This is a genomic window from Citrobacter sp. wls615, from assembly GCF_005281355.1.
Classification (GTDB): domain Bacteria; phylum Pseudomonadota; class Gammaproteobacteria; order Enterobacterales; family Enterobacteriaceae; genus Citrobacter; species Citrobacter werkmanii.
On record NZ_SZXM01000084.1, the window covers coordinates 180,325 to 205,626 of the forward strand.

General features: G+C 49.8%; 21 protein-coding genes and 2 tRNA genes. 2 read left to right on the plus strand and 21 right to left on the minus strand.

Annotation, left to right across the window (positions count from 1 at the left end; translation table 11 throughout):
- Positions 1 to 7: 7 nt before the first annotated feature.
- From FDX04_RS21535 to nnr, 18 genes are all read right to left on the minus strand, one after another.
- Positions 8 to 784 carry a MaoC/PaaZ C-terminal domain-containing protein gene (locus FDX04_RS21535; RefSeq protein ID WP_137361588.1) on the minus strand — a complete coding sequence of 259 codons (777 nt, stop codon included), beginning with the start codon at positions 782 to 784 and terminating at the stop codon, positions 8 to 10.
- Positions 784 to 2,034 carry a beta-ketoacyl synthase gene (locus FDX04_RS21540; RefSeq protein ID WP_137361589.1) on the minus strand — a complete coding sequence of 417 codons (1,251 nt, stop codon included), beginning with the start codon at positions 2,032 to 2,034 and terminating at the stop codon, positions 784 to 786. The genes FDX04_RS21535 and FDX04_RS21540 overlap by 1 nt, the downstream gene beginning before the upstream one ends.
- A complete protein-coding gene (locus FDX04_RS21545) occupies positions 2,031 to 3,296 on the minus strand; it encodes a TolC family protein (protein ID WP_249935552.1) in 1,266 nt (421 codons plus the stop codon). The genes FDX04_RS21540 and FDX04_RS21545 overlap by 4 nt, the downstream gene beginning before the upstream one ends.
- A gap of 113 nt (positions 3,297 to 3,409) precedes the next feature.
- A complete protein-coding gene (locus FDX04_RS21550) occupies positions 3,410 to 5,335 on the minus strand; it encodes an ATP-binding cassette domain-containing protein (RefSeq protein WP_137361607.1) in 1,926 nt (641 codons plus the stop codon).
- Positions 5,328 to 6,482, minus strand: coding sequence for an efflux RND transporter periplasmic adaptor subunit (locus FDX04_RS21555; RefSeq protein WP_137361591.1), 1,155 nt, complete (start codon positions 6,480 to 6,482; stop codon positions 5,328 to 5,330). The genes FDX04_RS21550 and FDX04_RS21555 overlap by 8 nt, the downstream gene beginning before the upstream one ends.
- Positions 6,472 to 8,574, minus strand: coding sequence for a peptidase domain-containing ABC transporter (locus FDX04_RS21560; RefSeq protein ID WP_137371459.1), 2,103 nt, complete (start codon positions 8,572 to 8,574; stop codon positions 6,472 to 6,474). The genes FDX04_RS21555 and FDX04_RS21560 overlap by 11 nt, the downstream gene beginning before the upstream one ends.
- 437 nt (positions 8,575 to 9,011) lie before the next feature.
- The gene (locus tag FDX04_RS21565; RefSeq protein ID WP_137361593.1) at positions 9,012 to 9,209 is read right to left on the minus strand and encodes a DUF4762 family protein; all 198 of its coding nucleotides are present in this window, start codon (positions 9,207 to 9,209) and stop codon (positions 9,012 to 9,014) included.
- Positions 9,210 to 9,356: 147 nt separating this feature from the next.
- Positions 9,357 to 10,301 (minus strand): hypothetical protein, encoded by a 945-nt coding sequence (locus FDX04_RS21570; protein ID WP_137361594.1) that lies wholly within the window; start codon positions 10,299 to 10,301, stop codon positions 9,357 to 9,359.
- Positions 10,301 to 10,972, minus strand: coding sequence for a DsbA family protein (locus FDX04_RS21575; protein WP_137361595.1), 672 nt, complete (start codon positions 10,970 to 10,972; stop codon positions 10,301 to 10,303). The genes FDX04_RS21570 and FDX04_RS21575 overlap by 1 nt, the downstream gene beginning before the upstream one ends.
- 524 nt (positions 10,973 to 11,496) lie before the next feature.
- On the minus strand, positions 11,497 to 12,501 hold the full coding sequence (gene hflC, locus FDX04_RS21580; protein ID WP_137361596.1) for a protease modulator HflC: 1,005 nt from the start codon (positions 12,499 to 12,501) through the stop codon (positions 11,497 to 11,499).
- A 2-nt stretch (positions 12,502 to 12,503) separates the two neighbouring features.
- Positions 12,504 to 13,757, minus strand: a complete 1,254-nt coding sequence (hflK, locus tag FDX04_RS21585) for an FtsH protease activity modulator HflK (RefSeq protein WP_137371460.1) — start codon at positions 13,755 to 13,757, stop codon at positions 12,504 to 12,506.
- A 126-nt stretch (positions 13,758 to 13,883) separates the two neighbouring features.
- On the minus strand, positions 13,884 to 15,164 hold the full coding sequence (gene hflX, locus FDX04_RS21590; RefSeq protein ID WP_042312807.1) for a ribosome rescue GTPase HflX: 1,281 nt from the start codon (positions 15,162 to 15,164) through the stop codon (positions 13,884 to 13,886).
- 74 nt (positions 15,165 to 15,238) lie between these two features.
- A complete protein-coding gene (gene hfq / locus FDX04_RS21595) occupies positions 15,239 to 15,547 on the minus strand; it encodes an RNA chaperone Hfq (RefSeq protein ID WP_003025584.1) in 309 nt (102 codons plus the stop codon).
- An 84-nt stretch (positions 15,548 to 15,631) separates the two neighbouring features.
- The gene (miaA, locus tag FDX04_RS21600; RefSeq protein WP_038636521.1) at positions 15,632 to 16,582 is read right to left on the minus strand and encodes a tRNA (adenosine(37)-N6)-dimethylallyltransferase MiaA; all 951 of its coding nucleotides are present in this window, start codon (positions 16,580 to 16,582) and stop codon (positions 15,632 to 15,634) included.
- Positions 16,575 to 18,428, minus strand: coding sequence for a DNA mismatch repair endonuclease MutL (gene mutL / locus FDX04_RS21605; RefSeq protein ID WP_042312809.1), 1,854 nt, complete (start codon positions 18,426 to 18,428; stop codon positions 16,575 to 16,577). The genes miaA and mutL overlap by 8 nt, the downstream gene beginning before the upstream one ends.
- Before the next feature lie 9 nt (positions 18,429 to 18,437).
- A complete protein-coding gene (gene amiB / locus FDX04_RS21610) occupies positions 18,438 to 19,763 on the minus strand; it encodes an N-acetylmuramoyl-L-alanine amidase AmiB (RefSeq protein ID WP_042312814.1) in 1,326 nt (441 codons plus the stop codon).
- Positions 19,764 to 19,779: 16 nt separating this feature from the next.
- Positions 19,780 to 20,241: a tRNA (adenosine(37)-N6)-threonylcarbamoyltransferase complex ATPase subunit type 1 TsaE gene (tsaE, locus tag FDX04_RS21615; RefSeq protein ID WP_008786002.1), complete on the minus strand. Its 462-nt coding sequence runs from the start codon at positions 20,239 to 20,241 to the stop codon at positions 19,780 to 19,782.
- On the minus strand, positions 20,213 to 21,760 hold the full coding sequence (nnr, locus tag FDX04_RS21620; protein WP_137361599.1) for a bifunctional ADP-dependent NAD(P)H-hydrate dehydratase/NAD(P)H-hydrate epimerase: 1,548 nt from the start codon (positions 21,758 to 21,760) through the stop codon (positions 20,213 to 20,215). Before nnr ends, tsaE begins: the two co-directional genes overlap by 29 nt.
- Here nnr and queG point away from each other — a divergent pair.
- Positions 21,759 to 22,898 carry a tRNA epoxyqueuosine(34) reductase QueG gene (queG, locus tag FDX04_RS21625; RefSeq protein WP_137361600.1) on the plus strand — a complete coding sequence of 380 codons (1,140 nt, stop codon included), beginning with the start codon at positions 21,759 to 21,761 and terminating at the stop codon, positions 22,896 to 22,898. The genes nnr and queG overlap by 2 nt on opposite strands.
- 268 nt (positions 22,899 to 23,166) lie before the next feature.
- On the opposite strand, the gene FDX04_RS21630 is transcribed toward queG, so the two are convergent.
- The 3 genes from FDX04_RS21630 to orn form a co-directional block, all read right to left on the minus strand.
- A tRNA-Gly gene (locus FDX04_RS21630) sits at positions 23,167 to 23,242 on the minus strand.
- 37 nt (positions 23,243 to 23,279) lie between these two features.
- A tRNA-Gly gene (locus FDX04_RS21635) sits at positions 23,280 to 23,355 on the minus strand.
- A 230-nt stretch (positions 23,356 to 23,585) separates the two neighbouring features.
- The gene (gene orn / locus FDX04_RS21640) at positions 23,586 to 24,131 is read right to left on the minus strand and encodes an oligoribonuclease (protein ID WP_137361601.1); all 546 of its coding nucleotides are present in this window, start codon (positions 24,129 to 24,131) and stop codon (positions 23,586 to 23,588) included.
- A 105-nt stretch (positions 24,132 to 24,236) separates the two neighbouring features.
- Here orn and rsgA point away from each other — a divergent pair, with 105 nt between their 5' ends.
- Positions 24,237 to 25,289, plus strand: coding sequence for a small ribosomal subunit biogenesis GTPase RsgA (rsgA, locus tag FDX04_RS21645; RefSeq protein WP_170972957.1), 1,053 nt, complete (start codon positions 24,237 to 24,239; stop codon positions 25,287 to 25,289).
- The last annotated feature ends 13 nt before the right edge of the window (positions 25,290 to 25,302 follow it).

The following is a 25,302-nucleotide window of genomic DNA, read 5'->3' on the forward strand; positions in this document are numbered from 1 at the left end:
TGTTCCCTCATCCGTTTCTATTTACTAAAGGCCAAATTTTTAATGTCACCGTCGTCGACATGATTAATTTTTGCTGCTGTAAGCACGCAGCGCTCATTTGTAAAATAAACCCGCTCTGGCGATCGCCCATGACCAGCGAAGGCAGGATCGCGCCTTCGATATCTTGCTCACCCCAGGTTTGACGCAATAAATATTCCGGCAACCAAACATCGTGATGTGTTTGCACGATCGGCAATTGAACAAAAACGTCGCCTAACGTTTTTGCGGGGAGTTCAGGTAAAACTCTATGCACGACTTCCATGGATTCAGGGGCATCAACAATCATCCTGAATAAAAGCGCATCCAGAAAACACCAGTCATAACCAGGAAGTGGATAAGAGCTTTTTTGTAAACGCCCGAGGATCAGACGGGGAGCTAACCCTGCTTCATCAAACACGGGTCGCGGGCTTTTTGATAATTTTCCCGAAAAGCAAACAGCAGAGCTGTTGGCGTCAATAATCTCGCCACGCGCGCAGTCAGCCCCCGACTTCATCTTCAAACAATAATCACGTTCAATAAGGATTGGACTACGCAACCGAATTGCGCAATGTACACCTTCTTCTTCTGAAGAAAGTGGCGACATTTCGGCAAGGGCTTGTTTGAGATGCCACATCGACCTCATCCCATGTACCGTAATGCCATTCGCGCCAGTCGTTATTGCGGCATCGTTGTCAAAATGTATCGGGTTTTCATCCCCTGAAAAGATGGCCCACTGGCGGGCATCCTCAGCGCTCCATCGCAGCATCAGACTTCTCCACGAGAAATAACCAACGCCGCATTCGCGCCACCGAAGCCAAAACTTAAATTCAACGCATGGTGAATATCTGCCTGTCGGTGTCCCTGAGCGACAAAATCTAAATCGCAGTCGGGATCGGGGTTATAAAGATGATGCGTGGCTGGAATCCTGTGATGATGCATTGCCTGTAGGCAAATAATGGTCTCAAAACTACCTGCTGCGGCGATTAAATGACCAGAATAAGATTTGGTACTGGAAACAGGAATAGAAAGTGCCGTGTCACCCAGAGCGATTTTAATGGCTTCGCATTCATTTTTATCATTGAGCGGTGTAGAGGTGCCATGCGCGTTAATATAATCCAGCATGGAAGCCTCAATTCCTGCCTGACGGAGCGCATAGTCAATAGTTTTAACCCGCGCGATTTTATCCTCTGCCGGAGCCGTAAAATCAGTGGCATCCGAGAAATTGCCGTAACCGGTAATTTCTCCCAATATTGTAGCTCCTCTGGCAATCGCAGATTCACGCTCTTCAAGGCAAAGGACCGCGGCACCTTCTGATAATACAAAGCCGTTGCGATCTTTACTAAATGGGCAGCAAGCTTTTGTAATATCATCCTGCTCACGCGTCAGGGCACGTAATACATCAATATTCCAGATTGAGGTATGACTGCGTAATGACTCTCCGCTGCCCGCCAGCATCATATCCGCCCGCCCGCAACGAATAGCCTCGAAAGCATCACCAATAGCTATCGTACCCGTTGCACAAGCAGCGATTGGTGTATTTTGATACCCACGCAGGCCCCAAAATTGACTACAGGCAGCCGTAGCAACATTTGGCATAGAAAAAATACAGCCAAAGGTTGAACCCAAGCCTGTATCACGATATTGGTCATGATTTTGAATCGATTCATCCTGGCCGGCCCAACCGGTGCCAATAATCACCCCGCAGCGACAGGGATCATAACAATCCTTGATAGCCCGATCACCATATGCCTGTTCAATAGCTTCTTTAGCAGCAAACATCGCTAAACGCGCAAAGCGCGGTAACCGTCTGCGGATACCCGGCGGCACAAATCGAATACTGGGCTCGTCTTCTATTTCACCGTAAAACGCCGATTTGATCCCAGCGCATTCCAGCGAGCGGTGTTTGTATCCCAGCCGATAATCCATGATGGCTTGCCAGCACTCATCAACGCTTTTCCCCAGGCTGGTGATCGCACCCTGTCCTGTTATGACAACTCTACGATATTGTGTCTTCATGTTCCCTCACTTTTTTGCGGTACCGGCACGCCGGTTTTATTACTATCAAACGTGAGCCACAGCTTCATAATCCCTGAAAGATAGTCGTAGTTCACATTCTGAATATCATTCTCAGCCTGAAGCCAGCTGCTTTCTGCATCCAAAACATCCTTGAGGCTTGAATCGCCTTGTATAAAGCGGATTTTTTCCTGCTGCCACAATGCCTGGCTTAACCGGAGGTTATGGCTGTGCATCTCATATTGCGCTAAAGCATGTTGGCTCTCGGTGAGAGCATCCTCTGTTTCAGAGAGCGCTTTCCAGACCTTCGTGCGAAAATCAGCCTCTGCCGCTTTTACATCCAGATCAGCGTGCTCAATGGTCAGCATGATGGCATCCCATTGCAGAAAAGGGAGCGCCAGGTTTGCCGACACGCTACGAGACGGATGAGCAAACCATTGTGAAAACACCGCGTTTGCCGCTCCGACAGTGCCACTCACGGAGAGGGTGGGATAAAAATTGAGTCTGGCGACATCAGAACCTGCCAGCGCCGCCCGCAGTTGCATCTCTGCGCTGCGCACATCTGGTCGTTCAGATAATGCGCTTACAGGAATTGCTTTTGGTCCGGGCGTGGTGCCGGCATTGGGTAAATAAAGTTTTTCCGGGCGTTGTTTGCGCGGACTGCTGTCAAATAAAATAGCCAACGCATGCCTGTCTTTGTCGCGTTTTGCCACCAGCGCGTCATAAGAAAGCCTCATCTGTAAAATGCTCTGTTCCGCGCGAAAACGATCGCTCGCCGAAACTGCACCTGCCTGATACTGACTTTCCACCAGCTGTTTCAATTGCTCACTGATAACCAGTTGCGACTCATAGTTTTTCAATTGCGCATTACTTAATGCAATCGACCAGTACAGTTCCGCTGTGGTCTTGATTAATGACAGCGCTGTCGCCAAACGATCCGAATCGCTGGCCTGCGCCTGCCAGATGCTTTGATCATGCTGGCGAGCAACCTTACCCCACAAATCAACCTCCCAGCTCAGCGAGGCGTCACTTTGCCAACTTTCCGTGGAAGGTTGTTTGGGCTTGAGCTGTTGACTATTCGTAGCGCCACTTGAGGCGGACAGGCCAGGAAAGCGTGTTTCATCAATTAACCCAGCAGCCAGCCACGCCTGCTGTAGATGGAATCCAGCCACGGCCAGATCATTATTGTTAACCAGCACATCACTAACCAATTGCGTCAATTGTGGATCGTTAAAATGATCCGTGACGCGCGTTGCACGCGCCATTACGCTTCTGCCGCTTATCGTGCTTAACCATTCCCCTTTAGCGTTATTTAATGACGACGATTCAGGTTGGGTGCAGCCAGTCAGTAAAAACACGAGAATCAAGAAACAAAATTTCATTCTCTTGCTATCGCCTCTACAGGATTTAGCTTGGCAGCATTACGGGCGGGGAAAAATCCGAATACCAATCCGGTTAAGGTCGAGATCGCAAATGCGCCCAGAACCGGTGTCACTCCGATCTTCATGACGATAGTGGTGGCAAACATCCCAATCACCAGTGACGTCAATAACGACAGGAGTACTCCCAGTGACCCGCCAAGCAGGCAAATAACCACCGACTCGGTGAGAAACTGGCGCAGAATATCGTGTCGGGTGGCTCCGACAGCCAGACGTATACCAATTTCACGGGTACGCTCAGAAACAGAGACCAACATAACGTTCATTACACCTATACCGCCAACGAACAGAGAGATACAGGCAATCGCGGTGATTAACAGATTAAGAGACTGCGAGGCGTTGCTTACCGCTTTCAACACTTGCTGATTGGTTTTCACTTGAACACTACCGGCACCATGTCGGGCCTTCATCGCCACAGAGATTTGTCTGGCGGCATCCGTTTCATCAACGTTTTCAGCTATGCGAACATCTATCTGGCTTACTGTAGCGGATGGAGAGATACGCTCCATAAATGAGGTAAACGGGACATAAAGTTGTCCTTCTCCCGTGAAAAGACCATTACTCACCAGACCAGTGACACGCCACAGCGAGCCACCGATATTAACGAGCTGCCCTATAACGTCCCCCGATGCCTCGGGGAAGAGTTTCTGGCGGGCGATCTCATCAATAATGACAGTCTGTGCGGCAGACGATTGCTCACGCAGAGAAAAAAGATTTCCACTAAGAATATGTTGGTTATTCAGCGCGAACCACTCCCGGCCAACACCACGAATGCCCATCACTCCTGTTTTTTTCTGACTGGCTACGGCCATATGTTGGTTGACAAAAGCCGAAACCTCTGTCACGAATGGCAAACTTTTGAGATAGCGCAAGTCGTCAGCGCTCAGTACTCCATAAAGCGGATTGCCGCGAACATCAACGCCTGGCTGAATCTCAATTTTATGCGCCCCCAGACGCGCAATATCATTAAGGACTTTTTGCCGGGCCCCCTCACCGATGGCAACCGTATTAACGACTGACATAATGCCGATAATAATGCCAAGCATAGAAAGGAAAGCGCGAACGCGATGCCCCATCAAGGCAAGCCAGGCGGTATAGATAGCGTCACGTAAGCGGAAACGGGCGCACTGCACCTGCGTTAGAAGCGTGGGCAAACAGACATCAGGCATGTCTGCTGTATGCTGGTAAACGATTTTGCCATCTTCCAGATGGATCTGACGCTGGGTCTGGGCGGCAATTTCCGCATCGTGAGTCACTATCACGATAGTATGGCCCTCACGGTGCAGCTCTTTTAGTAAGGCCATCACCTCCTGGCCATTTTGTCGGTCCAGAGCTCCGGTAGGCTCATCCGCCAGAATAATCGGCGCGCCGTTCATCAACGCACGGGCAATCCCTGTACGCTGCTGCTGCCCCCCGGATAACTGGTTAGGCAAATAGCTAAGCTTGTCAGCCATACCCAGACGAGCCATTAGCGTGCGCGCTCGAATCAGCGCCTGCTGATGTGTTTGTGTAGTATAACGAGCGGGCATCATCACGTTATCTATGACACTAAGCCAGGGCAACAACTGATAACGTTGAAAAATAAAACCGATATATTTTTGACGACACTCAGCGAGACGATCATGACTAATTTCAGCGGTATCCCTGTCAAATAAAGTCAACTGGCCCGCGTCAGGTTTATCCAGGCAGCCAATAATATTCATCAACGTGGATTTACCTGAACCTGACGGACCAACAATTGCCACCATTTCGCCCTGATGAATGGTTAAATTAATATCTGCCAGTACCGTATTAGCAACATTATTAATAATGTACTCTTTGCGGATGTTTTTAAGACAGATAGCGGCAGGTAAATCATTAATCATCACCGTCTTTCCCTGACCTTTTAACAATTACCAGATCCTTCTCCGAAAGTCCGGACGTTATTTCTGCGTAGCTCTCATTTTGCAGCCCCACCGTTACTGGGGTGTCTATAATCTGGTCGTTGACCTTTTTTCTGACATAATCTTTTCCAGATGATTCGATTGTTGAAAGAGCAGACAGTGGCACCAGCAATACATTTTTCGCCTCCGCGCTGGTGACAAAAACGTTAGCCGTCATTGAGGTTTTAAAGCACCGACACGCATTATCGACTTCAAATGTGCCCGTGTAATAAACTGGATTATTTTTCCCAGACGAGCTTGCAGATGGATCGTCCTCTTTATTTATATCATCGGGAGAACTTTGAATTTTCCCCATTTTTCCCTGCCACTCTTTTTTGGCATCAGCAAGAGTATAAAACGAGAGTGGTTGTCCTGTGTGGATCTTTAAAATATCCACTTCGGGAATATTCACACCCACGCTAACTTTACTCAAATCAGCAAGAATAAGAATGGTGGTTGCTGTTTGAGAAGAAACGATGGTTTGCCCCTCTTCTGTTACAATAGCCAGCACTTCACCATCCATCGGTGCATGAATTTTTGTATAGCTGAGATTGGTTTTAGCGCTTTCAACTTCCATTTGCGCCTGAACCACGCTAGCTTCTTCAATTCGTGTCTGCTGGATCTGCGATTCATACTGGCTTTTTGCCTGTTCAAGCGTTTTCTCAGGCGTTGCGTTATCGCGTTTCATGTTTTGCTGGCGGCTATATTCCGCCTGATACTGCCAAAGCAATACCTTTGCCGCCTCCTGCTGTGCCAGAGCACGAGATAAACTCGCTTCGGCTTTTTTAAGATCGGCTTCCTGAATAGAAGGATCGATCTCCGCTAACAATTCGCCCTGTTTAACATGCTGCCCGTCCTGCACATAGAGCCGCTTTAACTGCCCGGTGACTTGCGCTCCCACTTTCACTTTGCGAAAGGGTTTAACTATGCCGGTTAGCATCACTGTTTCTTTAATATCGCCGCGAATAACCGGCTGCGCCGCAAAATCCTGAACAGGAACCTCGTGGCTGTTCATCACAGTAAGATAGACGCCAAAGCCAACGACAATCAGTACTGCGCTAAGGCAGAGTGCTTTCACCTTACTGCTCATGAGCGTAGCCTTCTCTCGATAAACGCCCATGGGAGAATTGATAAACCGCGTCAAATGCGCCAAGTAAAGCAGGATTATGCGTTACGGTAATAAGCGTTTTATTATACTGCCTGCAGTGTTCAACGATCGCCGTCATCGTTTGCTGCGCCGCAGCCGCATCCAGATTGGCAGTTGGTTCATCAAGGATAACCAGTTCATGGTTACAATAGAGAGCCCGCGCAAGCAGCAATCGCTGGTGTTGCCCAGCCGACAGTCCGCTATTGCCCTCCCGGATCCGTGCATTGAGTCCGCCGGGAAGATGTTCAATCACATCGGCAATACCCAGCGCATCGAGTATATGCCGAATCTGACGATCTTCATTAATGGTGTAATCGCTCCTGAATAGTGTAATGTTGTCCCGCACACTACCTTGCAAAAGAATATGATCGGTGCTGTTCATAAAGGCCATGCTCGCCCATTGACCCGGTGATTGCACCACATCGTCAATAGCGATCTCCCCACTGTCTGCCATCAGCAACCCAGCAGCAATTGACAGAAAGGTGGTCTTACCCTCTCCGGACTCACCAATAATAGCCACGCATTCCCCTTTACGGAGCGTTAATGTAAGCCCATTGATCACATTACACTCTGGAGTCCAGGCAAAACGTAAATTGTCGAAACGAATACTTCGTTGGAAATGCTCAGTTGTATCTGTACTGTCTGACGAAGCCTCTTCGCTAAATAAAAAATCTTGTGCTCGCTTATCAATAACGCCAATTTCATTTTTCTGTAATACGGTAAAAAAAAGTTTTGACATATAGTTACCGTATATCTGCTTGATCAGACCGTATGAAACAAAAGTACCAAAGTGCATCTCGCCAGTTTGTAACAACGGCAGTGATATAGCAATATAGAGAATGGTTTCGCCATTACTGGTCAGTTGGTAAAGATTACTTTTTATTTTATTATATACTGCATAGTTACGTAATGCCTGAACCATTCTTTTATTTTGCTCTGCAAAAGCAATCTGACGATATTCATGCAGCCCGGCAGATTTTATTGTATGAATACCACTCACCGTTTCCATAATAAAATCATTCTGCTCGGCACTCAGCATTTCAATTTTCTGGGTATAGATTCTGTCTTTCCAGGCTGCCCATAAACTGATTAAGCCCATCAGTGTGATGTTGAACAATGACACTAAAGACAGAACAGGGTTAATCCAAAACATCACGCCGAAGGAGAGTAAGGCAATGAGCCAATCGATGCGTAACGTATTATCCAGCGCTATTTTACCTCTTAACGCCCCACACCAATGGCTAAAACGACTGTAAATATCACCCGCATTACGTTTCTGAAAGTAACGTAACGGTTGATGTATCAAGCGCCTGAACCCTGAGGTATTGCTGATATGAGAAAACCGTTTCACAACATTTGCAGAAAAAATGCCGTTTAGCAGATCTATCCCTGCAATCCCGATAAAAGCAATAATATAGAGCCACCATGATACCTCAACCTGCTTCTGACTGTATAAGGCATTCAGTGAGGAACTCATCATGACAGGAATGATAAACACTGCCATTGAGATAACAAAAGTTGTTATCATTAATATATAGATATAGGGTACGTTTGACGTTGCCTTAACGCTTAGCCAGGAAGGGAGCCAGCCTTTATTTCTTTTTGCTTTTGCGCCATCAAAAAGCACGCATTTTTCTTGTTCATCAATAATTAAGGCAAAGCCACTTATTTCTCGTTTTAAGGCATCGAAAGTCAGGAGCTGTTTACCCAAGGAAGGGTTCAGAACGCAAACATTTTTGCCGCTACGCCAGGCTAAAACCACATAATGCCCGGCGCCATAATGCAAAATAGCCGGTAACGGAAGCGTATCTAATTCATCATAATCAAACTGTACGGGTACGCCTGGAAGCCCCATCTCGCTTAGAATTGTGCTCAAACGAGCCAATGTGAATCCATGCAAAGAAGTGGGGTATTTAAGACGCAACTTTTCTAATGGAGCCTCAATACCATAGTAATCCGCGAGCATAGAAATGCAGGCCAGACCACATTCACTGACTTCATTTTGCATGACCATCGCTGGGATTGCATTTTTCACAGCATCTACCTTTTATCAATACCTCAGATATAACGAAAAAGTTACAAAAACGATCATTTAAAAATTCTTAATACCCCTAAACATAGTTTTATGCACCCTGAACAGATAGGTTTTAACAAAATAGGGTATTAATTACACTAATTAAAACACTACTGAAATGCACCAAGATTATATATTCCAGAAAAATATATCTGCAGACAGTAAAATCATAGCATTTATAATTCCAGTAACATATCTCTTTATCAGAACATAATAACTGCACAACATATGCTGTGCAGTTATTATTAAGATTACCAGGCACTGAGTACTAAGGCATTAGTAGCAAAAATTGTTCTCTACGCATACTCATCTGATTGCCGCGTGTATCAGTAAAACATGATTTTCTGTACACACTTTCGTACCATTAGTGCTAATGACAACCGCAAAAATGCCGATTATTACCAAGCATCTCCGCAGTAGTAGTAACCCATATCCTCCTGGCGCGCACTAGTCTGTTCACCGTGTTTATCATAACAAACATAGGTTGCAACACACGCTTTCGTACCATTCGATCTATGCTCAATATGAGCATCTACATACTTACAATCATCACCACCAACAATTCCTGCCGCCTGTTCAATTGTAATTCGTTTCATAAAATATCCTTACTTTAAGTTATAACACACGTTTTGAATTGAACATATTCACTGATCTCAACCAAGAAATATGTTCTTTTAGCCCATAACAAACATGTTATGAATTATCCGATAAACAATGACTGCAAATAATATATGCAGTGATTATTATTCATTAATAAAATAGAGGCAATGTTGATGCCATAATAACCAATCTTGCGAAAACTGAGTGATTGCCTGTTCAATCACTCCAGGCAATTCATTTTTTACATTCTTGTAGCTTATGGCAGGCAACACTCTTATTTTTATTTGTTGGTCATAATAAAGATGAAAAAATATAACATCGGCTTTCGTCACTTTTGAAAGACGTATTAATCCATTGTGTAAATAGGCTGGGCGATCAAACATCCGGCACAGAAACGTGTCCTGAGTCTTATCGATGTTGCGCATTGAGTAATCAGGCACCATATCGGCAAACACGATCAATCCCCGCGTCCCCTCGCTCACATCAAGGCATGCCGTAGCAAGACTCAAACCTATACCGTGTGTATTCTGCTCTACAGAGCAATAGTCCACGTCAATATTTCCCTGTGCCCTTGCTCGCGCATTCCACTGATTGGCGTTGGAAGAAACAACTACCGTTGACTTTCTGGGATTCGCTTTGCTCGCCACTATCACGGCCGCAACATCGGACATCATATGCAAAGGGGCCAGTATTAATGGCGTACCCGCATCAACTACTTCGTTGACAGCTCTACGGAGTTCCTCTGCACAGCAATCAATTTGTTGGAGAATTTGAGTATCCTGCCCCCAGGTTGAATAGAACTCAATAATCTCACGCCTGTTTGCCGTCAAAGTGTAATTTAGCGACGATTGCGGCAATAAGCAGCGCTGATTCGCGTTTGCAACACATGCCCTTAATCGATATCCCTTTGCATAAAATCCTGTTGACCTCTTAATGTATGCCCATGCAAACACATAGCGAACAGGTATTCGTAGAACCATACGGAATTTTATAACGCTGTATTTCCTGTATGCTCTCTGCACCAGAGCGTTGAACTTATTTAATGCATGATTATATAAGGCCCATACTCGCAGGATTAAAATATCCATTATTTTTCAAGCGGTTTATCATTCATCAGTAATGACATGAGCTGTTTACCCATAGCAGGCCATTCTCTGTCTGTAAACGTTACCCACTTCTTGCCAACGATATATTCCGGCGTGCCATTAATACCGTAAACTTCGGTTAGCTGTTTAGAAAGCTGTAGCAGTGCTTTAACCTGCTCTGATTTCTCGGTTTTTTCATACTCGGCAACGTCTACGTCATTAGCAATAAGCCACTGATTACGTATGGTCGGGTCGGCAAGATCTTTTCTCTCTTGCATCACGGCATGAAAAGCTGCTCCACGTAATTTAGGCTCCAGCCCCATGACGGTAAGCGTTGCATAAAGCGGTGCAAAACGCCCCAACCCACCATTGTTACTCACATGCATTCGTATAAGTTTCTTCGACGCCGGGAGCGTTTTCTCAAATTTATCAAGTTCCGGCTCTGACTTTTCACAGTAACCACAGCCATAAGAAAACATCTCAATAATCGTATCAGGGGAAATTTTTGTTATCTTTGCAACCTGTTTATCGTCAATACGACGCACCACATCCTGATTAGAAGACAAAACAACTTTAAATATATACTGGGTTGTAATAATCGATGATAACAATATAATTAACAATGTATATATTATCAAAAATAAATAAAACTTCCTTTTGTTCACAGTCAACATTTCGTACATCCATATAATAAGAGAAATACTACCATTTGGTTGTTTTATATGATTAAAGAAACATTGATCTTACTGAATCCAAAACAACCCAATATGTTTTAGTACTATCGGTACCGATAATATACACACAGATTGATACAAAAACGATTCATTAAACATGAATTTTATTAAATACGAAATTAAGCATGAATTTATTGATAAGAAAAACCTTAATATTTTAGATTAATCTAAAGCATTCGATAATCTATGATAATAAATAAAAATAAATCATAATTAAAATATAATAATTAGAAGCTATTTTCTGTTTAACGAAACCTTTATGACAAAAAATATTTTAACTATTAAAAGGGTAAATGTTTCTGAAGACGCAGTGATTGGTAGAAAGACAGGGAGAAGTGCACTACTACTATTGGATTTTTCGTATTGAAACTACGCTATGATAAACGTCTTATAGAAGTGATTTACTTGCAGGCAAAAAAAAGCCAGCTCTACTAAAGAGCTGGCTTTTTCTTTCCAGTGATACGTTAACGCGTCGTCGAACTCGGTGTCTTCATGTAGCGGAAGAAATCGCTGTCCGGGCTCATGACCATCACGTCCTGGTTACCTTCGAAGCTCTTCTCGTAAGCGCGCAGGCTACGGATGAAAGCGTAGAAGTCAGGATCCTGGCTGAACGCATCGGCAAACAGCTTAGCCGCTTCCGCATCGCCTTCACCACGCATAATGCGGCCCTGACGTTCAGCTTCTGCCAGCGTTTTCGTTACTTCATAATCCGCCGTTGCACGCAGTTTTTCCGCTTCTTCCTGACCTTGTGAACGATGGCGACGAGCTACCGCTTCACGCTCAGCGCGCATACGGTTGTAGATAGCCTCAGACACTTCAGCAGGCAGGTTGATTTGCTTAATACGCACGTCAACCACTTCAATGCCCAATGCCGCCATACTGTTCGGGTTGATGACCGGTACTTTACCGTTCGTTTCAGCCTGAACACGTTCAGCCGCTTCGGCAATCGCGCTATCCGCCGCCGGTGTAGCGACTTCATCTTCCGTGCCAGCAGAACCGGAGTTCAGCGCGTCACGGACTTCCAGAGTCAGGCGACCACGGGAATCGGTAACGATGTCTTTCACGTCGAGACGACCAATTTCAGAACGCAGACGGTCAGAGAACTTACGTTTCAGCAGAACTTCCGCCTGAGAAACGTCGCCACCGCCCGTTGCCAGGTAGTAACGGCTAAAGTCACTGATGCGCCACTTAATGTAAGAGTCAACGATCAGGTCTTTCTTCTCTTTGGTGACAAAGCGATCGGCCTGGTTGTCCATGGTCTGGATACGCGCATCCAGCATCTTCACTGATTCAATAAATGGAATCTTGAAGTGCAGGCCTGGTGCAACGACCAGCGGCTTGTTGTCATCGTCACGCAGAACTTTACCAAAGCGCAGCGTAATACCGCGCTCGCCTTCTTTGACCACAAAGACAGACATGAACAGAACTACCAGAACGATGATGATAATCGCAATAACTGACTTACGCATCGTTATTCCCCCTGACGCTGGTAGTCGTTACGCTGCGCGTTGGCGCGGCGTTGGTCCATAATATCGCCCTGACTGGTGGACGAGGTATTGCTTGCTCCAGTGCTGGAGGTCGTCGCTGGCGGCAGACGCAGCAGGTTTGAACTGCTGTCACTCTTGGCTGCTGGCGCACTACCGCCTTTCAGCATTTGATCCAGCGGCAGAACCATCAGATTGCTGCCCTTATCGTTAACCAGAACTTTGCGAGTATGACTCAGCACTTTTTCCATGGTCTCGATATACAGACGCTCGCGAGTAATTTGCGGTGCGGCTTTATATTCCGGCAGAATTTTAGCGAAGCGAGCCACTTCACCCTGTGCTTCCAGGATGGTTTGCGTTTTGTAAGCACGCGCTTCTTCCAGAATACGCTGCGCCTGACCGTTCGCACGCGGCTGAACTTCGTTGGTATACGCTTCCGCTTCACGGATGTACTGCTGTTCGTTTTCTCGCGCGGCAATCGCATCGTCAAACGCGGCTTTTACCGCTTCCGGCGGACGCGCAGCCTGGAAGTTGACGTCCAGCAGGGTGATACCCATGTTGTACGGACGGATCGTTTCTTCCAGTTCACGCTGGGTATCGCTACGAATAACAGTACGCCCTTCGGTCAGGATTCGGTCCATAGTGTATTTACCGATAACGCCACGCAGTGCGCTGTCGGTTGCCTGACGCAGACTGTCATCCGCGCTGGTTACGCTAAACAGGTAACGCTGCGGATCGGTCACGCGGTATTGCACGTTCATTTCAACGCGCACGACGTTTTCGTCAGATGTCAGCATGACGCCGGATGCGGCAAGTTCACGCACGGCTTCAACGTTGACCGGGGTCACTTCGTCGATAAAGGTCGGTTTCCAGTTCAGACCCGGCTCAACCAAATGGCTGAATTTACCGAAGCGTGTCACCACGCCGCGTTCCGCTTCTTTAATGGTGTAGAAACCGCTGGCCGCCCAGATAATGACGATAGCGGCCGCTGCGATAGTAAAGACCCGACCGCCCAGTTGCGGACGCGGACCTTGCGATGAACTACCGCCGCCAGAACCAGTACCTTTACCACCGCCCAGACCACCGAGCTTTTTGCTCAGTTTGCGGAAGATATCATCCAGATCGGGAGGTCCCTGATCGCGACCACCTTTGTTTCCATTTCCCTCAGGGTTGCCGCCAGGTTTGCTGCTTCCCCACGGGTCGCGGTCTTGTCCGTTATTACCGGGCTGATTCCACGCCATGTTTGTGCTCCATATTTGTTATGCGGTGATATACCCCGTTTTTTGCACTACAGGGGCGTTACCGCCGACCTGCAACCCAAAATTCGATGAGTATTGGGCAAAAAATCCCCAGGCATTTCCTCCCGGTCAGATAATGTAATCTGCCAGGGTCGGTTCTTGTTTACAGAGGCGACGCCAGTCTACGATCGGCATACGAACCTGCAGACCTACGCTGCCGTCCTCCTCCATCCACTCTTTTTCTATTGCCTGAAGTTGGTAAAACCGGCTTCTCAGACGCCCTTCCTGCGGCGGCAAACGCAACGTATGCTGCGCTACCTCACCGGAAAGCCGCTCAGTCAAAGCCTGAAAAAGCTGTGGTATTCCTATTCCCGTTTGCGCTGAAACCCAAACGCGAATGGGTTTATTCTCTTCATCTCTGTCGATACGCGGTTCAAAGTCATCCAGCATATCGATTTTATTCATCACCAGCAGGGTCGGGATCTCATGCGCATCGATCTCCTCAAGCACCGTATCAACGGCCTCGATGTTTTCTTGCACACGAAAATCTGCTGCATCAATAACGTGCAGCAGCAATGTCGCCTGACGTGTTTCCTGCAAGGTGGCTTTAAACGCCGCCACCAGGTCGTGCGGTAAGTGACGGATAAACCCTACGGTATCCGCCAGCACGGTTTCACCGACATCCGCAACGTCGATCCGGCGCAGGGTCGGGTCCAGGGTCGCAAACAGCTGATCCGCTGCGTAGACCCGGGCTTCAGTTATCTGATTGAACAGGGTGGATTTTCCGGCGTTGGTATATCCCACCAGTGATACGGTCGGGACATCCGCTTTCTTACGCGACTGTCGCCCCTGCTCACGTTGCTTTTCAACTTTTTCCAGGCGCGACTGTATCTGCAAAATGCGATTACGCAGCAAACGACGGTCGGTTTCGAGCTGGGTTTCACCCGGACCGCGCAAACCAATCCCGCCCTTTTGTCTTTCAAGGTGGGTCCAGCCACGGACCAGACGCGTAGCCATATGGCGCAGCTGCGCCAGCTCAACCTGCAACTTACCCTCATGGGTTCGCGCACGCTGGGCAAAAATATCCAGAATAAGACCAGTCCTGTCGATAACCAGACACTGGCACAATTGTTCCAGGTTACGTTCCTGGGCAGGGCTTAGAGCATGATCAAAAATCACCACCGCAGCGCCAGTCGCTTTTACGGCTTCGGCAATTTCGATTGCCTTACCTTCACCAACAAAATACTTCGGGTGCGGTGCTTTACGGCTCCCGGTAATCACCTGCATTGCTTCGACACCGGCGGAAGAAACCAGAGATTCAAACTCCTGGAGGTCTTCCATATCTTTGTCTTGCGAAAAATAGATGTGTACCAGTACCGCCTGCTCACCGGCATCATAACGGTCAAACAAGCGTCAACCCCTTAATATGTATCAACGGGGAACGCAGGTTCGCTGGCTCCCCGTATGTAAAACAGCGATCGACCTTATTCGGTTTCTTCGCTGTCCTGTTGCGCAGATGAACCTTGCGCGTTGCTACCGTGATGGTAGTTGCTGCCAGTGCCGCCGGTGGCATTATTGCTGTGATGAGAAACCGGGCGAGACGGGACAACAGTAGAAATCGCGTGCTTATAAACCATCTGGCTGACCGTGTTCTTCAACAGGATCACGAACTGATCAAAAGACTCGATTTGACCTTGCAGCTTAATACCATTCACCAAATAAATAGAAACTGGAACACGTTCCCGACGCAGTGCGTTCAGGAACGGATCTTGTAAAGATTGCCCCTTAGCCATTCTCTCTTTTCCTTATATGCTTATTTGTACTTTGAACCTTTCGATTCTGAAAAATTGCGCACGATACGTTTCAATTGTACACATTCAGTTCGCGATAGCACCAACAACCTGTAATACTTCGTTTCGCGCCTGGTCAGGCTTTTCACTGTCAAGCCAGTGCACCCCTTCCCAACCACGCAACCAGGTTACCTGCCGCTTCGCCAACTGCCTCGTGGCGCAAACACCTCTATAAACCATTTCATCGTATGAAATTTCGCCTTCAATGTATGACCACATCTGGCGATACCCCACACAACGAATGGAAGGCAAATCCGTATGCAAATCTCCACGGGCAAAAAGCGCCCGGACTTCTGCTTCAAAACCTGAAGCTAACATCTGATGAAAACGCTGCTCAATTCGCTGATGGAGCAGTTCACGGCTCGCCGGGGCGATTGCAAACTGATGCACCTCATACGGCAAAGCATCTCCTGACGTTTGCGTCAGCTCCGTTAAAGTTTTACCCGAAATGAAAAAAACTTCCAGTGCCCGGGAAAGTCTTTGCGGATCATTTGGATGAATACGCGCGGCAGCCACGGGATCGATCTCCTGAAGCTGTCGGTGCAATGCGTCCCACCCGTGCTCTGCCGCCTGCTGCTCAATTCTGGCCCTGACGTCCGGGTCTGCCGACGGTAACGGCGACAGCCCTTCAAGCAAGGCTTTGAAATATAACATTGTGCCGCCCACCAGCAGCGGGATACGCCCCGCGGCGGTGATATCGGCCATCTCGGCTAACGCATCGCGGCGAAAATCAGCGGCGGAGTACGCTTGCGACGGATCGCGGATATCCAGCAATCGGTGCGGCGCGGCCTGTAATTCATCTGCATCAGGCTTGGCTGTACCGATATCCATCCCTTTGTAAATAAGGGCGGAATCAACGCTTATCAACTCTACAGGCAAAACTTTACGCAATTCAATTGCTAATGCCGTTTTACCGGAGGCCGTTGGCCCCATTAAAAAAATCGCCTTTGGCAGGCTCGCCTTACGGGTATCACTCATGTTTCAGGGCATTCATTACCGAATGTAAATCAACAGGTTGTAACAGACCACCCGGCGGTGCCTTCACGAGTTGTGGGCAAAGCCGCTCAACATCCGCTAGCAGCGTAATCGCCTGGGCCATGCTCCACTGCGGATGCTCGCTCATCAGGTTACGTGCAATCCACTGTGCAATATTGCCCGGTTCAAATACGGACTGCTGCGCCAAGTAGCCTATCAGTTCAGGAATCAAGATTTGTAAATTTTGTTGGCGTAAGGGTAAAGGCACTGCCCGGATGGTCACATGCTGCGCATCCAGTTGAAATTCAATGCCCAGATCGGCCAGTTGGCTCTGCCCTTTCTGCAGCGCCGCTTTTTCATCGGCGGTCACTTTTAGACGTAAAGGAATCAGCAACGGCTGGGCGCAAACAGTACCCTCTCCCGGCGTTAACTGCGCCTGACGCAGCCAACGTTCCGCCACCGGTAATGCCAGTAACCGAATATGACCATCACATTCGAGTAAGGCACAGTCCGCACCGACAATCGTTAGCACCCGACCAAAACCTTGACTATTGCCGGTCAGCGGTGCTGATGGCGCTTCAGATTCCGGCGCTTTACGCGTTGGAACTGGCGTCTGCAGCAGTTGCTGATAAATCTCACCCTGCTGCTTTTGATATCCAGGCTGGGCATGAGGCCAGCTGGCGCCCGCCTGACGACCACCACCGCCAGCGGGGGCAGAGTAGCGAGGTGCAGCAGCTTCACGCGCCGGAGCGGGCTCAGCAAAATGGTTACGTCCGGCTGCAATGCGGTTTTCCGGGATGTGCCGGGGGGCGGGCTCGTCGTCATCAGCCAACGGCAGCGGCGTTTCAAGCTGCTGTTGCAGGACGCTCAATACGCCCTGGTAGATAAAATCATGCACCAGACGCGACTGATGGAAACGGACCTCATGTTTGGCGGGATGCACGTTGACATCCACCTGATGCGGATCGATTTCCAGGTATAAAACAAATGCAGGCTGCTGATCGGCGCCCAGCTTATCTTCACAGGCCTGGCGGATAGCGTGGTTGATCAGGCGGTCACGCATCATCCGGCCATTCACGTAGCAGTACTGGATTTCCGCCAGCGCCGTCGTCGTGTGGTGCGGATCGGCTACCCAGCCCCGCAGCGTCAAATCGCCATGCTGCCATTCAATCGCCAGCGCATGTTCCAGAAACGGCATACCGCAAATCGCGCCCAGTCGGCGCTCTTTTTGCCCATCTGCTGCCACTGCACGGTACTGACGCACCACTTTGCCGTTGTGCGACAGATTAATCGTCACATCGAACCGCGCCAGCGCAATGCGGCGGATAATCTCGTCGATATGATTAAATTCGGTTTTCTCGGTGCGCATAAACTTGCGCCGCGCCGGGGTGTTGTAGAACAGATCCAACACCTCCAGCGTGGTGCCCACCGGATGCGCGGCGGGTTTCACTGTGACATCCATGTCGCGCCCTTCGGCATAGGCTTGCCAGGCTTCAGATTGCTCTTGCGTGCGCGACGTCAGGGTTAAACGAGAGACTGAGCTAATGCTGGCTAACGCTTCGCCGCGAAACCCGAGGCTCACGATGGCTTCGAGATCGTCAAGCGAGGCAATTTTACTGGTGGCGTGACGCGCCAGCGCCAGCGCCAGCTCGTCTTTTTTAATCCCGCAGCCGTTGTCACGAATACGGATAAGCTTCGCGCCACCACGCTCAATATCAATATCAATGCGCGTCGCACCGGCATCGATACTGTTTTCCACCAGCTCTTTCACCACTGACGCAGGCCGTTCTACCACCTCGCCCGCGGCAATCTGGTTCGCCAACTGTGGCGGTAGAACCTGAATCGGCATGGCTAATCCTTAATTTGTTAACGTGTTGCCAGGCGACACGGCACTGGCGGTTTGCGCCGGTGCGCCCTGCGGCCCGGTTTGCATCGGGTGCGCCTGGAAATAGTTACGCAATCCTTTGTAAATCGCCTCGGCCAGTTGCTGCTGGTAATCATCGCTCGCCAACAGACGCTCTTCGCTGTTGTTACTGATAAAGCCGGTTTCAACCAACACTGACGGGATATCAGGCGAACGTAATACGCCCAGGCTGGCATGTTCCGGCCGACGTTTATGCATTGAGCCAATACGTTCTAACTGACCAATCATGCTGGTCGCCACATCATACCCGACGCGTTGCGAATGACCGAACTGCAGATCCAGCACGGCCTGACTGAGGTAAGGATCGGCCTGGCTGTTGGCCAGCACATCACCCGCACCGCCTAACAGTTCCGATTGCTTCTCGTGCTGCTCCAACCAGCCTGCCATTTCACTGTTCGCCCGGCGGTTTGACAGTACCCAGACGGAAGCGCCAGTGGCATCCCGGTTTGGCGCGGCATCCGCATGAATCGAAACCAGGAAGTTGGCGTTTTGTTTACGCGCAACGTCGGAACGCCCCATCACCGAGATGAAGTAATCGCCATCGCGGGTGAGAACACCTTTAAACATCGGGTCATCATTCAGCAAACTGCGCAGTTTACGCGCCACGGCAATCGTGACATTTTTCTCACGCGTACCGCCGGGACCAATTGCGCCGGGATCCTGTCCACCGTGCCCGGCATCAATGGCGATAACCACTTTGTCGCCGCTGTTGGTGCTGGCGCGCGCCGCAGGTCGCGTGGACGTATTACTGCTGGTAACCGCCGTGGTGCGGTCGTTTTCCGCTTTAAACGGGTTACGTGCAGGCTCGACAGGACGCGGGGCGACAACCGGCGCCTCGACACGCTTCGCGACCACCGGAGGCGGTGGCGGCGGCGTATCCGCTTTGATGGTAAACACGACGGTATAATTGCCGCCGTTTTGTCGTTTAACGGCTTCTGCTTTACCGTTCTCGGTTAAATCCACCAGCAGGCGCAGAGACTGCGCGTCTTTTGGCGTACCGGAACGAATAGATTTGACCAGATTATTACCGCTAAACAGCAGCGGTAATCCCTGAATCACACCGGTTTGTTTAATATCCAGCGCGACGGTTCGTTTCCCATCCTGCGAAACGGCGTATTCAGGATCGCCAATAAAGCTCAGCGTAATCCGCGCCTGTTGATCACCATTGGAAACCTGAAGATCGGAGAGGCTGGCGGCCCCTGCCTGCGCGCACAGCAGGACCAGGGTTGCCATCAGCCAGTTTCTGATGCGATAAATCATCCCGCCACCCTTAAGGTTAATCGGCTAAACGCGCCAGCAATAAATCACCCGATGAGGAGACTGCGCTTACGCGCGCCTCTCGACCTTGTGCCTGGTATTCAATGTGTATTTCGACGTCCGGGTCTGGCAGTACACCTTTACCTTGTTGCGGCCATTCCACCAGGCAGATGGCATCATTGGCAAAATAATCACGGATCCCCATAAATTCCAGCTCCTCCGGGTCCGCAAGTCGATACAGATCGAAGTGATAAACCATCAAATTATCGAGCGAATAGGGCTCAACCAGCGTGTAAGTCGGGCTTTTTACATTACCTTTGTGACCTAACGCCTGCAGGAATCCACGGCTGAAAGTGGTTTTGCCCGCTCCCAGGTCGCCGTACAAATAAATTACCGTCGCGCCGTCACAGGCTTTGGCTACCCGCAATCCCAGGTCTAAAGTCGCCTGTTCATCAGGTAGTGGAATTACTCGATTCATCATGATAAACGTCAATCACATCAGGGTTAACAATACGCTGTAGCGTAGTAAAGAGATCGGTCGCCAGCATGCCGCGCGTACCAAAACGCGCCGCCAGCACATCCGCCGCCGCACCGTGCGCAACACATCCCGCACATGCTGCATCATACGGGGTAAGCTTCTGTCCGAGCAATGCGCCAATAATACCGGAAAGCACATCACCCATTCCTCCGCTGGCCATGCCTGCATTGCCGGTATCAATAATACCCAACTCAGCCTGTTCAGCAGCAACAACCGTACCCGCGCCTTTCAGCACAACCACGCCTCCGTACCGTTTTACCAGACGTTGTGCGCAAAGTAAGCGATCGTCTTCAATTTCTGCAATGGAACAGCCCAGCAGTCGCGCGGCTTCTCCCGGATGCGGCGTGATCACGCGATTGTGACGTTTATCGGGGTTGATTGCCAGCAGGTTCAGTGCATCGGCATCCCAGAGCATCGGTTTGCGAAAATTCTCGACCTTTTGCAGCGCTTTTTTGCCCCACTCCTGCTGACCAAGCCCAGGGCCAATCACAACAACATCCGCCCACGCCAGGCTTTCATCCAGAGTCTGCGGCGTTAGCGTATCAACCATCAGTTCCGGCCTGGCGGTCAGAATCGGCGCGATGTTTTCACTGCGGGTCAGCACTTTGACCAGCCCGCCGCCTGCACGCAGCGCCGCTTCACCGGCCATACGTATTGCGCCTGCCGTCCCGTGGTCACCGCCAATAATCACCAGCCGACCGTGGGAACCTTTGTGCGAGGTAGGTCGGCGTGGCGTTAGCCAGTGCGCAAGCTGTTGAGCATCAAAACGTTGAATTGGCGCATTCTGCCCAGCCAGCCAGTCGTCCAACCCAAGCGCGTTAACATGCAGGCGTCCGGTGACATCGCGCGCTTTACCCGTTAACAGGCCTGGTTTGAGTGCAATAAAGGTGACGGTATGCGCCGCATTGATGACCGATCCCGGTGTCGCTCCTGTTTGTGCCAGCAGGCCGGAAGGAATATCGATCGCCACGATGGGAGCTGGGTAAGTATTGGCACGTTCAATCAATACCGAGAGAGAGTCACGCGGCGCGTACTTTAAGCCAGTCCCTGACAGCGCGTCGATGATGACGTCCACGCTACCAGGCCAGGTGATATCCGCAGCATGAATGACGCCACCGGCATTAAGCCAGGCGTCGCGTGCATGCTGTGCTTCCTCCGGGAGCGATTTGTCACTCTCTTGCGCCAGTAGCGTGACCTCAAGCCCTTGCGCTTTGGCGAGCCTTGCCACCACGTAGCCATCGCCGCCATTGTTACCATGGCCGCACAGCACCAGCCAGTGCTGGGCATGCGGATAGGCTTCGCGCGAGACCTGAAACGCAGCCTCTCCCGCCCGTTGCATCAGTTCGTATAACGTCAGCCCTAAACTGTCTGCTGCCTCTCGCTCCATCCGCCTGATGTCATCGGCGTGCCAGATGGAGTGTGGTATACTTGCGGGGTTTTTCTTCATTGTATGGTCCATCATGTCAGAGCCCCTCGATCTCAATCAGTTAGCGCAAAATATTAAGCAGTGGGGGCTGGAGCTTGGCTTTCAGCAGGTCGGTATTGCCGATACCGACCTCAGCGAAGCGGAGCCCAAACTGCAGGCCTGGCTGGATCAACACTATCACGGCGAGATGGACTGGATGGCCCGTCACGGCATGATGCGCGCCCGACCTCACGAATTATTGCCCGGTACGCTACGTGTCATCAGCGTACGTATGAACTATCTCCCAGCCAACGCGGCCTTTGCCAGTACGTTGAAAAATCCCTCTCTGGGTTACGTCAGTCGCTACGCACTGGGGCGCGACTACCATAAGCTGCTGCGTAACCGCTTAAAAAAGCTGGGCGAGATGATTCAACAACACTGCGTTTCGCTGAATTTTAGACCTTTTGTCGATTCCGCGCCCATTCTTGAGCGTCCGCTGGCGGAAAAAGCCGGGCTTGGCTGGACAGGTAAGCACTCACTTATCCTCAATCGCGAAGCCGGTTCATTTTTCTTCCTCGGTGAATTGCTGGTCAACCTGCCCTTGCCGGTCGATAAGCCAGTAGAAGAAGGATGCGGGAAATGCGTCGCCTGTATGACCATCTGTCCTACCGGGGCCATCGTTGAACCCTACACCGTAGATGCGCGCCGTTGTATCTCTTATCTCACTATCGAACTGGAAGGCGCTATCCCGGAAGCGTTTCGTCCCTTGCTGGGGAATCGAATTTACGGCTGCGATGATTGTCAGCTCATTTGTCCCTGGAACCGCTATTCGCAACTGACGGTAGAGGATGACTTTAGCCCACGTAAGCAGCTGCATGCTCCGGAGTTAATAGAGCTGTTTAGCTGGAGCGAAGCGTGGTTTTTAAAAGTCACGGAGGGGTCTGCCATTCGTCGTATTGGCCATCTGCGCTGGCTGCGAAATATCGCTGTTGCGTTGGGTAATGCACCCTGGGATAAAGCCGTAATTAACGCACTGGAAAAGCGCAGAGGTGAGCACCCACTTCTCGACGAACACATAGAGTGGGCGGTCGCTCAGCAAATTGAGAAGCGAAATGCCTGCGTAGTTGAGGTGCAGTTGCCGAAGAAACAACGTTTAGTCAGGGTCATCGAAAAGGGTCTACCGCGCGACGCTTAAGTCATCCACAGCTTGTGTATAAAAATAGAAACACATTGATATTCAAGAGGGAAAAAATCGTCAAGTGATCGCATTAACAATCTGAAATGATAATTATCTCAATAATTTCAATGCATTAAAATGATACTATTAACCAGGCGAAGTTTTTTGCATTCCAGGAATAATACCCGGACCTGTGGATAAGTCTGTTTACAAGAGTATGTCAACGACGAAACAAAACGTCCCCAACGCGATTCTTCGTTGTGGATATTTTTTTGAGGTAAGAATTTGGAGCGGGAAACGAGACTCGAACTCGCGACCCCGACCTTGGCAAGGTCGTGCTCTACCAACTGAGCTATTCCCGCTTGGGTGCGTCTGTGCTTAACAAGCACTTTCAAATTTTGGAGCGGGAAACGAGACTCGAACTCGCGACCCCGACCTTGGCAAGGTCGTGCTCTACCAACTGAGCTATTCCCGCAAATTTGTTGCTGTCGTAATTCGCATTTCTGCGTCGTTACGGGAGGCGCATTATACGAGAAATCCGTTTAGCTGCAACCCCCCTAAAAGCGATTTTCTTGTTTTTTCGTTTAAGTGCTGAATTTATCGGCAAGTCGTTTAATTTAGCGACAATCCTGACTTAGTGCAAGCTCGCAGGAACGATTTTCGTAGGCCGGGTAAGGCGCAGCCGCCACCCGGCAATCCACAAAATCAAAGCTTAATAAAATGTTCGCGGTAGTAAGCCAGCTCAGCAACCGACTCACGAATATCATCCATCGCCTGATGCGTTCCCTGCTTGGTGAAGCCAGCAAGGATCTCCGGCTTCCAACGACGCGCCAGCTCTTTCAGCGTGCTGACGTCGAGATAGCGGTAATGGAAATACGCCTCCAGCTCCGGCATGTATTTAAACAGGAAACGACGATCCTGGCCGATGCTGTTGCCGCAGATAGGTGATTTTCCTGCCGGAACCCATTCTTGCAAAAAGGCCAGCGTGGCCAGTTCTGCTTCGCGATCGCCCATGGTGCTCGCCTTCACACGCTCCACCAACCCGCTACCGGTATGCGTACGTACGTTCCAGTCATCCATTAATGCCAGTTGTTTGTCGGACTGGTGCACCGCAATCGTCGGTCCTTCAGCCAGAATATTTAAGTTGGCATCCGTCACCAGCGTGGCGATCTCAATAATGCGATCGCGCTCGGGATCCAGACCTGTCATCTCCAGATCGATCCAAATCAGGTTGTTTTCATTGGCACTCATGCTATTTTCCACCCTTCAGCGTCACATTCAGTGTGACTATATTCATCTAAAATTGCGTGTATCATAAATGTTTTGCCCATCATGGGCGACCAGGAGCCAGTCCGATTGAGTAAGAATAAACTCTCCAAAGGCCAACAGCGCCGTGTGAACGCCAATCACCAGCGTCGTCTTAAAACGTCCGCGGAGAAGCCCGACTATGACGACAACCTGTTTGGCGAAACTGCTGAAGGCATCGTGATCAGCCGTTTTGGCATGCATGCCGACGTGGAATCTGCTGACGGCGACATTCACCGCTGCAACATCCGCCGCACAATTCGTTCGCTGGTTACCGGCGATCGCGTCGTCTGGCGTCCAGGTAAAGCGGCCGCAGAAGGCGTAAATGTCAAAGGCATCGTAGAGGCGGTACACGAGCGCACCTCGGTACTGACACGTCCCGACTTTTACGACGGGGTAAAGCCGATTGCTGCCAACATCGACCAGATTGTTATTGTCTCAGCCATCTTACCCGAGCTGTCACTCAATATTATCGACCGCTATCTGGTTGCCTGCGAAACGCTACACGTCGAACCGATTATCGTACTGAATAAGATCGATCTGCTGGATGCCGAGGGCATGGCCTTTGTTAACGAACAGATGGATATCTATCGCAACATTGGTTATCGCGTGTTGATGGTATCAAGCCGCACTAAAGACGGTCTGAAACCGCTTGAAGAAGCATTAACCGATCGCATCAGCATTTTTGCTGGCCAGTCGGGTGTAGGTAAATCCAGCCTGCTCAATAATCTTCTCGGCCTGCAGGAAGCGATCCTGACCAACGATGTCTCCGATAACTCCGGTCTTGGGCAGCACACCACTACCGCTTCTCGCCTGTATCACTTCCCACATGGCGGCGACGTTATCGACTCCCCGGGCGTACGCGAGTTCGGACTGTGGCATCTGGAACCGGAACAAATCACCCATGGTTTTGTCGAATTCCATGACTACCTGGGTCATTGTAAATACCGCGACTGCAAGCATGATACCGATCCAGGCTGTGCTATCCGTGAGGCTGTAGAAAAAGGGGAAATAGCCGAAACTCGGTTTGAAAATTATCACCGCATCCTGGAAAGCATGGCGCAGGTAAAAACGCGTAAAAACTTTTCTGATACAGACAACTGACAACTAAGCTAAG

What these genes read in the sequence shown, in the direction of transcription:
- FDX04_RS21570 (WP_137361594.1), bottom strand. Translation starts at nt 10,301, where the DNA reads ATGGATATTTTAATCCTGCGAGTATGGGCCTTATATAATCATGCATTA.
- FDX04_RS21550 (WP_137361607.1), bottom strand. Translation starts at nt 5,335, where the DNA reads ATGATTAATGATTTACCTGCCGCTATCTGTCTTAAAAACATCCGCAAA.
- FDX04_RS21545 (WP_249935552.1), bottom strand. Translation starts at nt 3,296, where the DNA reads ATGGCGCGTGCAACGCGCGTCACGGATCATTTTAACGATCCACAATTG.
- tsaE (WP_008786002.1), bottom strand. Translation starts at nt 20,241, where the DNA reads ATGATGAATCGAGTAATTCCACTACCTGATGAACAGGCGACTTTAGAC.
- hflK (WP_137371460.1), bottom strand. Translation starts at nt 13,757, where the DNA reads ATGGCGTGGAATCAGCCCGGTAATAACGGACAAGACCGCGACCCGTGG.
- hfq (WP_003025584.1), bottom strand. Translation starts at nt 15,547, where the DNA reads ATGGCTAAGGGGCAATCTTTACAAGATCCGTTCCTGAACGCACTGCGT.
- orn (WP_137361601.1), bottom strand. Translation starts at nt 24,131, where the DNA reads ATGAGTGCCAATGAAAACAACCTGATTTGGATCGATCTGGAGATGACA.
- FDX04_RS21540 (WP_137361589.1), bottom strand. Translation starts at nt 2,034, where the DNA reads ATGAAGACACAATATCGTAGAGTTGTCATAACAGGACAGGGTGCGATC.
- nnr (WP_137361599.1), bottom strand. Translation starts at nt 21,760, where the DNA reads ATGATGGACCATACAATGAAGAAAAACCCCGCAAGTATACCACACTCC.
- FDX04_RS21535 (WP_137361588.1), bottom strand. Translation starts at nt 784, where the DNA reads ATGCTGCGATGGAGCGCTGAGGATGCCCGCCAGTGGGCCATCTTTTCA.
- hflC (WP_137361596.1), bottom strand. Translation starts at nt 12,501, where the DNA reads ATGCGTAAGTCAGTTATTGCGATTATCATCATCGTTCTGGTAGTTCTG.
- miaA (WP_038636521.1), bottom strand. Translation starts at nt 16,582, where the DNA reads ATGAGTGATACCCGTAAGGCGAGCCTGCCAAAGGCGATTTTTTTAATG.
- queG (WP_137361600.1), top strand. Translation starts at nt 21,759, where the DNA reads ATGTCAGAGCCCCTCGATCTCAATCAGTTAGCGCAAAATATTAAGCAG.
- FDX04_RS21555 (WP_137361591.1), bottom strand. Translation starts at nt 6,482, where the DNA reads ATGAGCAGTAAGGTGAAAGCACTCTGCCTTAGCGCAGTACTGATTGTC.
- FDX04_RS21565 (WP_137361593.1), bottom strand. Translation starts at nt 9,209, where the DNA reads ATGAAACGAATTACAATTGAACAGGCGGCAGGAATTGTTGGTGGTGAT.
- amiB (WP_042312814.1), bottom strand. Translation starts at nt 19,763, where the DNA reads ATGATTTATCGCATCAGAAACTGGCTGATGGCAACCCTGGTCCTGCTG.
- mutL (WP_042312809.1), bottom strand. Translation starts at nt 18,428, where the DNA reads ATGCCGATTCAGGTTCTACCGCCACAGTTGGCGAACCAGATTGCCGCG.
- FDX04_RS21575 (WP_137361595.1), bottom strand. Translation starts at nt 10,972, where the DNA reads ATGTTGACTGTGAACAAAAGGAAGTTTTATTTATTTTTGATAATATAT.